The sequence below is a fragment of the Streptomyces chryseus genome, from assembly GCF_014650755.1.
Classification (GTDB): Bacteria; Actinomycetota; Actinomycetes; order Streptomycetales; family Streptomycetaceae; genus Streptomyces; species Streptomyces chryseus.
In genome coordinates this window covers 173,924-186,568 of record NZ_BMVO01000002.1, presented here as the reverse complement: position 1 = coordinate 186,568, position 12,645 = coordinate 173,924, and the positions used below count along the sequence as shown (strand labels likewise).

Sequence of the window (12,645 nt, the reverse complement as noted above, 5' to 3'; positions counted from 1 at the left end):
TTCACAACGCGTGGGGACCATCTCGATGATTCCCACCCGGCGCCCCTTTCAGCCGCCCGAAAGCACGCGGACCAGGTCTTCCGCCGTCCTGCACCGGTCGAGGAGCTCCTTGACGTGATTACGTGTACCCCGCAACGGTTCCAGCGTGGGGACGCGCTGGAGCGAGTCCCGGCCGGGCAGATCGAAGATCACCGAGTCCCAGGAGGCCGCCGCGACGTCGTCGGCGTACTGCTCCAGGCAGCGCCCGCGGAAATAGGCCCTGGTGTCCTCTGGTGGCTTCGTCGAGGCCCGCAGCACCGTGTCCTCGTCCAGCAGCCGCTTCATCTTCCCGCGGGCCGCCAGGCGGTTGTACAGGCCCTTCTCGGGGCGTACGTCGGCGTACTGCAGGTCCACCAGATGGAGCCTGGGGGCGTCCCAGTCGAGGCTGTCGCGCCTGCGGTAGCCCTCGAGGAGTTCTCGCTTGGCGATCCAGTCCAGCTCCCCCGACAGGCTCATCGGGTCGTTCTCCAGGCGGTTCAGCACGTCCTCCCAGCGCCCCAGGACGTCCTTGGTCTGGTCGTCCGCGTCGACGCCGAACCGCTCCTCGACGTATTTGCGCGCCAGTTCGAAGTACTCCATCTGCAGCTGGACAGCGGTGAGTGTCCGGCCGCTGCGCAGCGTGATCAGCCGCTCCAGCGTCGGGTCGTGCGAGACCTGGTGCAGGGTGCGTACCGGCTGGTCGATCGCCAGGTCGACATTGATGAAGCCGTCCTCGATCATGGACAGCACCAGCGACGTCGTGCCCAGCTTGAGGTACGTCGAGATCTCGGAGAGGTTCGCGTCCCCGATGATGACGTGCAGCCTGCGGTACTTCTCCGCGTCGGAGTGCGGCTCGTCCCGGGTGTTGATGATGGGGCGCTTGAGCGTGGTCTCCAGGCCGACCTCGACCTCGAAATAGTCCGCGCGCTGGCTGATCTGGAAGCCGTGCTCGTGGCCGTCCTGGCCGATGCCCACCCGGCCGGCGCCCGTGACGACCTGCCGGGACACGAAGAACGGCGTCAGGTGGCGCACGATGTCCGAGAAGGGGGTCTCCCGCTTCATCAGGTAGTTCTCGTGCGTGCCGTAGGACGCGCCCTTGTTGTCGGTGTTGTTCTTGTAGAGGTGGATCGGCTGGGCGCCGGGCAGCTGCGCCGCCCGCTCGGCGGCCTCCGCCATGATCCGCTCGCCGGCCTTGTCCCACAGGACCGCGTCCAGCGGGTTGGTCACCTCCGGGGAGCTGTATTCGGGGTGCGCGTGGTCGACGTACAGCCGCGCGCCGTTCGTGAGGATGACATTGGCCAGGCCGATGTCCTCATCGGTGAGCTGACTGTTGTCGGCGGCCTCCCGGGCGAGGTCGAAGCCTCGCGCGTCCCGCAGCGGATTCTCCTCCTCGAAGTCCCAGCGGGCGCGGCGCGCCCGGTGCATCGCCGCCGCGTAGGCGTTGACGATCTGGGACGAGGTGAGCATGGCATTGGCGTTGGGATGGCCGGGGACGGAGATCCCGTACTCCGTCTCGATGCCCATTACTCGCCGTACGGTCATGCGGCCCTCCTTGCCCGGCGTCGCCCCCGGACGGGGGCGGCACTCAAGTACCGCTGGTTCTCCGGTGCGTGTGCGGTGCCCGGCCCCGCACTGCGCGACTCGGCGGTACCGAAGAGCCTAGAACGCCTCTGCGCTGGCGGGGAGATCAATTCGGTCATTGCTCGGGTGTGATCGGTGTGGCGGCCGGGGTGGCTGGAAAGCAGCCGGCTGCGGATGCCCGGGGGGCACCCGCAGCCGGTCTGCGATCTAGAGGTACTGACCGGTGTTTGCCACCGTGTCGATGGAGCGTCCGGTGTCCGCACCCTGCTTTCCGGTGACGAGCGTACGGATGAATACAATCCGTTCGCCCTTCTTTCCGGAGATTCGGGCCCAGTCGTCCGGGTTGGTGGTGTTCGGCAGGTCCTCGTTCTCCTTGAACTCGTCCACGCAGGCCTGGAGGAGGTGGGAGACCCGCAGACCCTTCTGGTTCTGGTCGAGGAATGCCTTGATGGCCATTTTCTTGGCCCGGTCGACGATGTTCTGGATCATCGCGCCGGAATTGAAGTCCTTGAAGTACAGGACTTCCTTGTCGCCGTTCGCGTACGTGACCTCGAGGAAGCGATTCTCCTCGGACTCGGCGTACATCTGCTCGACGACCGACTGGATCATGCCGTGGACCGCGGCCTCCCTGGAGCCGGTGTGCTCGGCCAGGTCGTCCGCGTGCAGCGGCAGGGTGGAGCGGAGGTACTTCGCGAAGATGTCCTTCGCCGCCTCCGCGTCCGGACGCTCGATCTTGATCTTGACGTCGAGCCGGCCGGGCCGCAGGATCGCGGGGTCGATCATGTCCTCGCGGTTGGAGGCGCCGATGACGATGACGTTCTCCAGACCCTCCACACCGTCGATCTCGGCGAGCAGCTGCGGAACGATGGTGTTCTCCACGTCCGAGCTGACACCCGAGCCACGGGTGCGGAAGAGCGATTCCATCTCGTCGAAGAAGACGATGACGGGGGTGCCCTCGCTCGCCTTCTCCCGGGCACGCTGGAAGACGAGGCGGATGTGCCGCTCGGTCTCACCGACGTACTTGTTGAGGAGCTCGGGGCCCTTGATGTTGAGGAAGTAACTCTTCCCCGCGGGCTGGCCGGTCACCTCGGCGACCTTCTTCGCAAGGGAGTTGGCGACGGCCTTCGCGATCAGCGTCTTGCCGCAGCCGGGCGGACCGTAGAGCAGGATGCCCTTCGGCGGCCGCAGTTCGTGCTCCTTGAAGAGGTCGGGGTAGAGGTACGGAAGCTCGACCGCGTCGCGGATCATCTCGATCTGGCCGCCCAGACCGCCGATCTTGTCGTAGTCGACGTCCGGGACCTCTTCGAGGACGAGCTCCTCGACCTCGCTCTTCGGGATGACTTCGTAGACGTAGCCGGACCTGGGTTCCAGCAGCAGGGCGTCGCCGGGGCGGATGGTGACGTCCAGCAGCGGCTCGGCGAGCCGCACCACCCGTTCCTCGTCGGTGTGCCCCTGCACCAGGGCGCGCTCGCCGTCCTCAAGGATCTCCTTGAGGGTGACGATTTCCCCGGCGCGCTCGTACGCCATGGCCTCGACCACGTTGAGGGCCTCGTTGAGCATGACCTCCTGGCCACGCCGGAGCTCTTCGAGCTCCACGCTGGGGCTGACGTTCACCCGTAGCTTGCGGCCACCGGTGAAGATGTCGGCCGTGCCGTCCTCGTTCGCCGTGAGGAAGACACCGAAGCCGGCCGGCGGCTGCGCGAGCCGGTCGACTTCTTCCTTGAGGGCCACGATCTGGTCGCGGGCCTCACGGAGCGTATTGGCGAGCCGCTCGTTCTGAGCGGACACGCCGGCCAAGTTGGTCTGCAGCTCGACGATCCGCTCTTCGAGAATCCTCGTATGACGCGGAGAGTCGGCGAGCTTGCGGCGCAGGACGGCGATTTCCTGCTCGAGATAGGCAACCTGACCGGCGGGGTCCTCAGACCCTCGCACCGGCCGGATGCCGCGGTTGATGTCGTCGTCGTGGGCTGCCACGGTCCTCACCTCCTCCAAGGGGAGCTGGACGCTTCCTGACCCTACCTGGGCGGGTGCGGGTTGAAACCCCTAGATCACAAAGACTGCGGGGTGTGTCCGATCTTCACCCTTGCGTACTCCCTCACACCAGGGGAATACCCACCCATCAACATCGGAAAGCGGCCGGTTGTATCGTCGAAGTGTTCAACACCCGTCAGGGCTGGCTCCAATTGCTACAACCGCGCAGGAAACGGCAGGAGATATGACCGTGCAGCAGAAGGCTCCCACCGACGACGGCGCACAGACCGGCGACCCGCTCGAGGTGTGGATCGACCAGGACCTCTGCACCGGCGACGGCATCTGCGTCCAGTACGCCCCCGACGTCTTCGAGCTCGACATCGACGGGCTGGCGTACGTGAAGAGCCCCGGCGACGAGCTGCTGCAGAGCCCCGGCGCCACAACGCCCGTGCCGCTGCCGCTTCTCCGGGACGTCGTCGACTCGGCCAAGGAGTGCCCGGGCGACTGCATCCACGTACGCCGTGTCGCGGACCAGGTCGAGGTCTACGGCCCCGACGCGGAGTGACCGCTCACATACTGCGCGCGTCCGGCAGTACGGTCCGGGCGAACTTGCCGCCCCGCCACTGCCACTTGACCATCTCCCGCCGGTCGGGGCAGCAGCGCGGCACGTCCGGCGACGAGTAGCCGAGCAGCGTGGCCCGGACCGCGCCCCCGCGTACCGCGAAGTCAGTGACGCCCATCCCGTCGGCCGGGTCCACCAGCGTCGCCACCACGCGCGACGACGGGCCGGTGAGTACGAAGACCCCGCTCGGCGGGGTGCCGATGCCCGACACGCAGCGCACGACCGCCACGGTCTCGGGCCGGCCGTCGCCGTCCAGGTCGCCTGAGCCCTTCTCCACCACGGCGGGCTTCTGGCCGTGGCAGTCCAGGGGGTACACCGCGCCCGACGCGTCGGGGGCGGGCGCCGCTGCTGCCTCCACCGGCCCGGCCGCCGCTCCGACGGCCGTCTGGGAGGCGGTGGCCGCCTCGGGCTGGAGCAGGCCGGCCGCGGCGACGACCGCGGCCATGGCGGCGGCGGTGGCGAGCCAGTGCAGCGGGCGGGGCCGGGTGTGCGCGAGGTCCAGGGCGGCGGCGGAGGTCTGCACGCGGGGTGTCTCCTGGGGCTGTACCGGTGGGGTGGCGAGCATCGTGCCACACGTCACAGCCCGGCGGAACCGGGGGGTCCGTACCGGTGGGGCAAACATCCGGTAACGGAAAAGCGCCGCCGCCGAGTTCCCCGGTCGGTCGGGGAACTCGGCGGCGGCGCTGGCTCGTTGCCGGTTCAGCCCCGGGAGGCGGAACCGCTCTCGCTGCCGGGGCCCGTGTAGTCCTCGCCGTACGCGCCCTTGGCGGGGCGGCGGCGGCGCAGCGGGGGCTCCACGCCGTCCGCGAGGCGGCGGGCGGTGAGGAGGAAGCCGGTGTGGCCGATCATCCGATGGTCGGGGCGCACGGCCAGGCCCTCGACGTGCCAGTTGCGGATCATCGACTCCCAGGCGGTCGGCTCCGCGAAGCAGCCGATCTCCCGGATGGACTCGACGGTGCGCGCCAGCTGGGTGGTGGTGGCCACGTAGCAGCAGAGGATGCCGCCGGGGACGAGCGCCTTGCGGACGACCTCGAGGCACTCCCACGGGGCGAGCATGTCCAGGATCACCCGGTCGACATCGGTGTCGGTCAGGTTGTCCTGGAGGTCGCCGACGGTGAGCTGCCAGGCGGGGTGCGGACCGCCGAAGTAGCGCTCCACGTTCTGCGTGGCGATCTCGGCGAAGTCCTCGCGGCGCTCGTAGGAGTGCAGCATGCCCTGGTCGCCGATGGCGCGCAGCAGGAAGCTGCTCAGCGAGCCGGATCCGACCCCCGCCTCGACGACGCGGGCGCCGGCGAAGATGTCGGCGAAGGCCAGGATCTGGCCCGCGTCCTTGGGGTAGACCACGGCGGCGCCGCGGGGCATGGACAGGACATAGTCGGGGAGCAGGGGGCGCAGCGCGAGGTAGGCGACGTTTCCCGTGGTACGGACAACACTGCCCTCGGGAGCACCGATCAGCTCGTCGTGGGGGAAGGAACCCTTGTGGGTGTGGAAATTCTTCCCGGCCTCGAGCGTGAACGTGTAGTGGCGTCCCTTGGGGTCGGTGAGCTGGACCTGGTCCCCGACCTGGAAGGGGCCGCGACGGCGGGCGGCACCGGTCGGTTCGGACATGTGACCAGCGTACCGGTCTTTCGGGGGCCCGATTCGCCGCGGTACGCCGTCGGAGGGGGCGCGGGCGTCTACTGCGGGCGGGCCATGGCCGACACGAAGGCGCGCTCCACGTCGGCGGTGGACAGCACGCCGTAGATCTCGCCGGTCTCTTCGACCACCAGGTACTCCGTCGCCGGGGCGGCCCGCAGACGCTCCAGCAGGGCCTCGCCCGCCAGCTCGGCCGCGATCTTCATGTCCTCGGTGAGGTCCTGGGCGAGTCCGCTCACCGCGACCCATGGCCTGCGGTGCTCCGGTACGCCGACGATGGCCGTCTCGCGGACGACCCCCGTGGGCTCCCCCTGCCCGTCGACGACGACCAGGGCGCGCGCCCCGGCCGCGTTGGCACGGCGCAGGGCCTCGGACAGCGGGGTCTCCGACTCGACGGGGACCGCGCGGCGGGTGAGCGTACGGGCGCGCAGGTCGGGGAGGTGCTCGCGCAGCCGGGCCATCCGCAGGCTGTTGCCGGCGCCGGTCCAGATGATGGCGGCGAGGATGGCGGCGAGCAGGGCGTCGGTGACGGTCTCCATGCCGCCGATGTCCTCGGTGGAGTTGCCGAGGGCGCCGGTGTGGGTGAGCAGCGGCAGGCCGATGAGGACGGCGACGGCGAGCGCCCGGCCGACCCAGGCGGCGGCGATGGTGCCGCTCATCGGCTTACCGGTGATCTTCCACACGACGGCCCGGAGCATCCGGCCGCCGTCCAGCGGGAGGCCTGGCAGCAGGTTGAAGGCCGCCACGATGAGGTTGGAGATCATCAGGCCGGCCAGCAGGACGCCGGGCACCGTGCCGGGTTCCACGATCCGCATGCCGGCGTAGAAGACACCGCCCAGGACGAGCGAGAGCAGCGGGCCGACGAAGGCGAGGACGAACTCGCGCCCCGGAGTCTCGGACTCCTTCTCGATCTCCGAGACCCCTCCGAAGAACTGGAGCTGGATCCGGCGCACCGGCAGCTTGAAGCGGAGCGCGGCGACGGTGTGGGCCAGCTCGTGGACCAGCACGGAGGCGTAGAAGGCGACGGCGAAGAAGAGGGAGACCAGGTACCGGAGGTTGCCCAACTCCGGCAGGACGCGGTCGAGCTGGCCGCCGAAGACCCAGGTGATGAGGGCGGCGACGAGGAACCAGCTGGGGGCGACGTAGACCGGCACGCCGAACGGGCGGCCCATGAGGAGGCCGCCGCCCGGCTCGCGCGGGCGCTGCGGCTTGCCGCCGCTCCCGCCGCTCTTGTCGCGCTCGCCGCTCTCGTTCACAGGGTCCCTTCGTTCGCAGGCGTCCTCGCGCCGCGTCCACCGGCCACGCAGCGCGAGAGGGGTCTGCCGTCGATGGTATGCGGACTGCCCCGCCGGACTCCGCCTCGGCTCCCCATTCGCGGCCATTGATGCCGGGTCTGTCAGTGCGGGGTCTTAGGGTCGTGGCATGACTACGAGTTCCGGTCGGGCCGACGCTGCCCAGCGCCCCACCTCGCTCTCCCCCTCGCGGGCGAGCGATTTCATGCAGTGCCCGCTGCTCTACCGGTTCCGGGTGATCGACAAGCTGCCGGAGAAGCCGAGCGAGGCGGCGACCCGGGGCACGCTGGTGCACGCCGTGCTGGAGCGGCTCTTCGACGTACCGGCGACGGAGCGCACGGCGGGGCGGGCCAGGGCGCTGGTGCCCGGTCAGTGGAACCGGCTGCTGGAGTCGAAGCCGCAGCTCACAGAGCTGTTCGCGGAGGATCCGGAGGGCGAGCGGCTGTCGCGCTGGCTGGTGGAGGCCGAGGAGCTGGTCGAGCGGTGGTTCACGCTGGAGGACCCGACGCGGCTGGAGCCCGCCGAGCGGGAGCTCTTCGTCGAGACGGAGCTGGAGTCGGGACTGCGGCTGCGCGGCATCATCGACCGGGTGGACGTGGCGCCCTCCGGTGAGGTGCGGATCGTCGACTACAAGACGGGCAAGGCGCCCCGGGCCGAGTACGCCGACGGCGCGCTGTTCCAGATGAAGTTCTACGCGCTGGTGATCTGGCGGTGGAAGGGCGTCGTGCCGCGCCGGCTGCAGCTGGTGTACCTCGGCAGTGGCGACGTTCTGACGTACGACCCCGTCGAGGCGGATCTGGAGCGCGTGGAGCGCAAGCTGCTCGCGCTGTGGGAGGCCATCAAGGAAGCCACCGAGACCGGTGAGTGGCGACCGCGGCCGACGAAGCTGTGCGGCTGGTGCGATCACCGGGCGGTGTGCCCGGAATTCGGCGGCACTCCCCCGGTGTACCCGCTGCCCGTGCAGCTGACGGTGCGCCCGGCCGATCCGGCCGAGGGCGGCCAGGGCAGAATGGACGCGGTCTAGAGAAGGAGTCCTCCGTGGCTATCCGCGTCCTACTGGTCGACGACCAGCCCCTGCTGCGCACCGGCTTCCGGATGATTCTGGAGGCCGAGCAGGATCTCGCGGTCGTCGGTGAGGCCGGAGACGGTCTCCAGGCGCTCGACCAGGTGCGGGCGCTGCAGCCCGATGTCGTCCTGATGGACATCCGGATGCCCCGGATGGACGGCGTGGAGGCGACGCGTCAGATCACCGGCCCCGGCAAGGACGGCCCGGCGAAGGTGCTCGTGCTGACCACGTTCGACCTCGACGAGTACGTCGTGGAGGCGCTGCGCGCCGGGGCCAGCGGCTTCCTGCTGAAGGACGCGCCCGCCACCGAGCTGGTGCAGGCGATCCGGGTCGTCGCGGCGGGCGAGGCGATGCTGGCGCCGAGCATCACGCGCCGGCTGCTCGACAAGTACGCCGACCACCTGCCGTCGGGCGAGGAGCAGGTCCCCGACACGCTGCACACCCTCACCGAGCGTGAGGTCGAGGTGCTGAAGCTGGTGGCCCGCGGGCTGTCCAACGCGGAGATCGCCGCCGACCTCTTCGTGAGCGAGACGACTGTGAAGACGCACGTGGGGCATGTGCTGACGAAGCTCGGGCTGCGCGACCGGGTGCAGGCCGCGGTGTACGCGTACGAGAGCGGCCTGGTCAGGCCGGGCGCCCAGTAGCACCCGTACGGCGTGAAGCCGGACCCGGCCCCGGGGGGCTGGGTCCGGCTTCACGCGCCGGCGGCCAGGGCTCAGCCCTTGCTGATCTCCCAGAACCGGAAGACGGTCGACGCGTCCAGGGTCCACTCCAGGCCCGAGATGTCGTCGTACGCCACGGCGTACTGCTTGCCCTGCCACAGCGGGATGATCGGCACCTCGTCGGCGACGATGTCCTGGAGCTTGTTGAAGTCCTCCTCCGCCATGGGACGGTCGGTCGCGGCGGCGGTGTCGGGGATGATCCCCTCCGTGATCTTGCGGTTCTCGTAGTTGTTGGCGAGGACGTTGTCCTTGCCGAAGAACGGCAGGGTGAAGTTGTCCGGGTCCGGGTAGTCGGGGACCCAGCCCTTCACGTACACGCCGTACTTGCCGGCCGCGATGTTCCGCTCGTACTCGTTGATCTCGACCGACTCGACCGTCGCGTCGAACAGCCCGCTCCTGTTGAGCTGCTTGGCTATCGCCTTGAACTCCTCGACGGTGGCCGGGCCGTAGCGGCTGGGCGTGGCCCAGAGGGTGAGCTTCACCTTGTCCGTGATGCCCGCGCCGCGCAGGACGCGCTGGGCCTTGGCGGGCTGCGGGCTGCCGCCGTAGGTGTCGAAGAACGCCGTGTTGTGGGCGCCGATGCCGCTCGGGATGATCGAGTACAGCGGGGTGGCGGTGGACTGGTAGACGTCCCGCACCAGGGCGTCGCGGTCGATGAGGTACGCCATGGCCTTGCGCACGGCCGGCTTGCCGACGACCGGGTCGTTCACGTTGAAGACCAGGTGCTGGACCTCGGCGCTGGAGCCCTCGACGACCTCGATGCCCTTCTCACGGTGGGCGGTGGAGGTCTCCAGGTCGGCGATGTCGTCGGCCGTGAGTCCTCGGTAGGCGATGTCGACGTCGCGCTTCTTGAGGGAGGCCGCCAGCGCCTTCTGGTCACCGTGGAAGAACTTCATGGTGACGCCGTTGTTCTTCGTCTCGGCGGTGCCCTGGTAGTTCTCGTTGACCGAGAAGGACGCGTCGGCCCGGCCGAAGGAGTCCAGCGTGTACGGGCCCGAGCCGACCGCCTTGTTGTCCGTGCGCAGCTTGTCGAACGCGTACTCGCGGTGGTCGACGATGGAGCCGGCGCCCGAGGCGATCTTGCTCGGGAAGGTGGCGTCCGGCACCTTGAGGCGGAAGACGATGTTCTTCGCGTCGGGCGTCTCGATCGTGCCGATGGAACCGAGCATGACCGCCGCGGGGCCGGCCTTGTCGTTGATCTTCAGCGAGCGCTCGAAGGAGTACTTGACGTCCTTCGAGGTCAGCTCGTTGCCGTTGCTGAACTTCAGGCCGTCGCGCAGGGTGCAGCGGAAGACCGTGCTGCCGCCCTTGTCGAAGTCGCAGGTCTTCGCGGCCTCGGGCTGCGGGGACGTGCTGCCCTTGGGGAAGCTCAGCAGCGACTGGAAGACGTTGTTGAACAGCAGCCAGGAGCCCGGGTCGTAGCCCGATGCCGGGTCGGTGGCCAGCACCTCGTCCGACATTCCGATGACCACACCACCCTCAGTGCCCCCCGAGCCGCCCTCTTCGGTGCCACAACCGCTGAGCAGCCCCGCCGCCAGTCCCGCCGCGAGCGGGGCCGTCAGCCACTGGTTACGCCTTTTCACGGATCCTTGCCTCACAGATTCAACGAATGTCCCACCGGCGGCGCGGTCTTCGCCGCCGGATACTGCCGGCGTCAGGAGACGCCGCGGCCCAGCTCCCACAACTGCAGGTCGGCCGAGGAGTTGATGGCCCACTCGACGCCGGTGATGTCGTCGCGCGCGGCGACGTACTGCTTGCCCTGCCACAGCGGCAGCACCGGCACGTCGTTGGCGACGATCTCCTGGATCCGCTCGAACGGCCCGGCGGCCGAGGCCCGGTCGGCCGCGCGGCGCGACTCCGGGATGAGCTTGTTCCTGGCCTCGCTGCTCACATACGGGGAGTTGAGGAAGTTGTCCTTGTCCAGGAACGGCGCCACGTAGTTGTCGGCGTCCGGGAAGTCCGGGAACCAGCCCATGCCGTAGACGGCGTACTCACCGCGCTTCTGGCTGTCACGGAACTTCGACCACTCGGTTCCCTTGATGTCGACGTCGAAGAGGCTCGTGGCGTTGAGCTGCTCCTGGAGCACCTCGAACTCCTTCTTCGTCGCACGGCCGTAGTGGTCGGTCGTGTAGTTCAGCGTCAGCTTCACCGGCGTGCTGATGCCGGCCGCCTTCAGGATTCCGGCGGCCTTGGGCCGGTTCGGCTCGCCGTACTTGTTGAAGAACGCGTTCTGGTGCCCGGTGATGGTGTTCGGGATGAGCGAGTACAGCGGCTCGGCCGTCGCCGGGTAGACCTTGCTCGCGAGGTCCCCGCGGTCGACGACGGCGGCCAGCGCCTGGCGCACCGCCTTGCTCTTGACCGTGGAGTCGTCGGTGTCGAAGCCGAGGTAGCGGATCTCCAGGCCGGGCATCTCGATGAGGTCGATGCCCTCGGCCGGGTTCTCCGACAGGTCCTTGATCTGCTCGGGCTGGAGGGTGCGCGTCATCATGCTGATGTCGCCGTCCTTCAGCGCCTTCTCCATCGACTCGGTGTCGGTGAAGGACCGCAGCTCGATCTTGTCGTTGCGGAGCTTCAAGTCGCCCTTGTACTCGGGGTTCTTGGTGAAGACGGCCTTGACGACCCGGTCGCCCTCGGTCTCGGTCTCCAGTGTGTACGGGCCCGAGCCTTCGGCGGCGAAGCCGTCCCGGAGCCTGTCGGCCTCGTACGTTTCGGAGTCGACGATGGCCGCCGCAGGCGTGGCGATCTTGTACGGGAACGTGGCGTCCGGCGTCTTGAGGTGGAAGACGATCTCGTGGTCGCCGTTCGTCTCGATCATGTCGATGTTCGAGAGCAGCGCGACCGGACCGTTGTTGTTCTTGATCTTCAGCACGCGCTCGACCGAGAACTTCACGTCCTCGGCGGTGAGCGCGTCGCCGTCGGCGAACTTCAGCCCGCCGCGCAGGGTGCAGCGGTAGCTCTCGTTCTGGGTGTCCGTGAAGCCGCACTTGGAGGCCGCGTCCGGCACCGGCTCGCCGCCGCCGCGCGGGACGTGCATCAGCATCTGGACGGTCTGACGCAGAACGTTCCAGGCGCCGGCGTCGTAGGCGAACGCCGGGTCGAAGGGCGCGGGAGCGTCCTTCGTGGCCACGAACTGGTCCGTGGTGCCCACGACAATGGCGTCACCGCCCTTCCCGCCGCCGCCCACGCCGCCGCAGGCGGCCAGCGCGGGCGCGAGCAGGCCGAGCACGGCCGGCAGCACCAGAGTCTTGCGGTTCATCCTGGACGTTCTCCCTCATCCGGCACTGAGTTTTCAGCGGTGTACGGGATACTCCGCCGCGCCGCCCGGTCGGGGCGGAGCGATCGGGCCGGGATCAGAGCGATCGGTTCTGTGGTACCAGCAACTGGTTGAGCGCTGGAGCACATGGGGTGCGGCGAAGTTCTCGACTTGAGATTAGTGGGAATCACCCGAGGGGCCCGACCGGGCCGCTGCCCACCGTTACCGCTCGGTGATCATGGGACCGGGCAGGCCGGCGCGGCGGGGCGGGAATGTTTCGTACACCACTCCATCAATCAGGACACAAAGGCGCCAAACCGGGGCGCGCTGAAGGGCTTTGACGCTGAGGGGCACCCCTGTGGGCAGCACGGAGCGTGACTAAGGTCACCCTATGAATAGTTTTGATCGAGAGTGCATTTCTATTTCGGTGTGTCACGGAAAATGCACGGTCCAATGCCGAGAGTTCCCGCCCGATAGCGAAAGCA

10 protein-coding genes are annotated in these 12,645 nt (G+C 68.7%); 3 read left to right on the top strand and 7 right to left on the bottom strand.

The window, feature by feature from the left end:
* Positions 1-48 precede the first annotated feature (48 nt).
* The gene (gene dop, locus IE185_RS05455; RefSeq protein ID WP_341873302.1) at positions 49-1,560 is read right to left on the bottom strand and encodes a depupylase/deamidase Dop; all 1,512 of its coding nucleotides are present in this window, start codon (positions 1,558-1,560) and stop codon (positions 49-51) included.
* 246 nt (positions 1,561-1,806) lie between these two features.
* A complete protein-coding gene (gene arc / locus IE185_RS05450) occupies positions 1,807-3,573 on the bottom strand; it encodes a proteasome ATPase (RefSeq protein WP_138895646.1) in 1,767 nt (588 codons plus the stop codon).
* A 241-nt stretch (positions 3,574-3,814) separates the two neighbouring features.
* Between arc and IE185_RS05445 the strand changes: the two genes are divergently transcribed.
* Entirely contained in the window at positions 3,815-4,135 is a 321-nt protein-coding gene (locus tag IE185_RS05445; protein ID WP_138895647.1) for a ferredoxin, read from the top strand.
* A 4-nt stretch (positions 4,136-4,139) separates the two neighbouring features.
* Here the strand turns inward: IE185_RS05445 and IE185_RS05440 are convergent, their stop codons facing one another.
* The 3 genes from IE185_RS05440 to IE185_RS05430 form a co-directional block, all read right to left on the bottom strand.
* The gene (locus tag IE185_RS05440) at positions 4,140-4,715 is read right to left on the bottom strand and encodes a hypothetical protein (RefSeq protein WP_138895648.1); all 576 of its coding nucleotides are present in this window, start codon (positions 4,713-4,715) and stop codon (positions 4,140-4,142) included.
* A 176-nt stretch (positions 4,716-4,891) separates the two neighbouring features.
* Positions 4,892-5,800 (bottom strand): tRNA (adenine-N1)-methyltransferase, encoded by a 909-nt coding sequence (locus tag IE185_RS05435; RefSeq protein ID WP_138894557.1) that lies wholly within the window; start codon positions 5,798-5,800, stop codon positions 4,892-4,894.
* Positions 5,801-5,868: 68 nt separating this feature from the next.
* On the bottom strand, positions 5,869-7,083 hold the full coding sequence (locus IE185_RS05430) for a site-2 protease family protein (RefSeq protein ID WP_373303690.1): 1,215 nt from the start codon (positions 7,081-7,083) through the stop codon (positions 5,869-5,871).
* A gap of 166 nt (positions 7,084-7,249) precedes the next feature.
* Here IE185_RS05430 and IE185_RS05425 point away from each other — a divergent pair, with 166 nt between their 5' ends.
* Positions 7,250-8,143, top strand: coding sequence for a RecB family exonuclease (locus tag IE185_RS05425; RefSeq protein WP_138894556.1), 894 nt, complete (start codon positions 7,250-7,252; stop codon positions 8,141-8,143).
* A 14-nt stretch (positions 8,144-8,157) separates the two neighbouring features.
* Positions 8,158-8,829 (top strand): response regulator, encoded by a 672-nt coding sequence (locus IE185_RS05420; protein ID WP_138894555.1) that lies wholly within the window; start codon positions 8,158-8,160, stop codon positions 8,827-8,829.
* Positions 8,830-8,900: 71 nt separating this feature from the next.
* On the opposite strand, the gene IE185_RS05415 is transcribed toward IE185_RS05420, so the two are convergent.
* On the bottom strand, positions 8,901-10,490 hold the full coding sequence (locus tag IE185_RS05415; RefSeq protein WP_138894554.1) for an ABC transporter substrate-binding protein: 1,590 nt from the start codon (positions 10,488-10,490) through the stop codon (positions 8,901-8,903).
* 71 nt (positions 10,491-10,561) lie between these two features.
* Positions 10,562-12,163 carry an ABC transporter substrate-binding protein gene (locus tag IE185_RS05410; RefSeq protein ID WP_138894553.1) on the bottom strand — a complete coding sequence of 534 codons (1,602 nt, stop codon included), beginning with the start codon at positions 12,161-12,163 and terminating at the stop codon, positions 10,562-10,564.
* Positions 12,164-12,645: the final 482 nt, after the last annotated feature.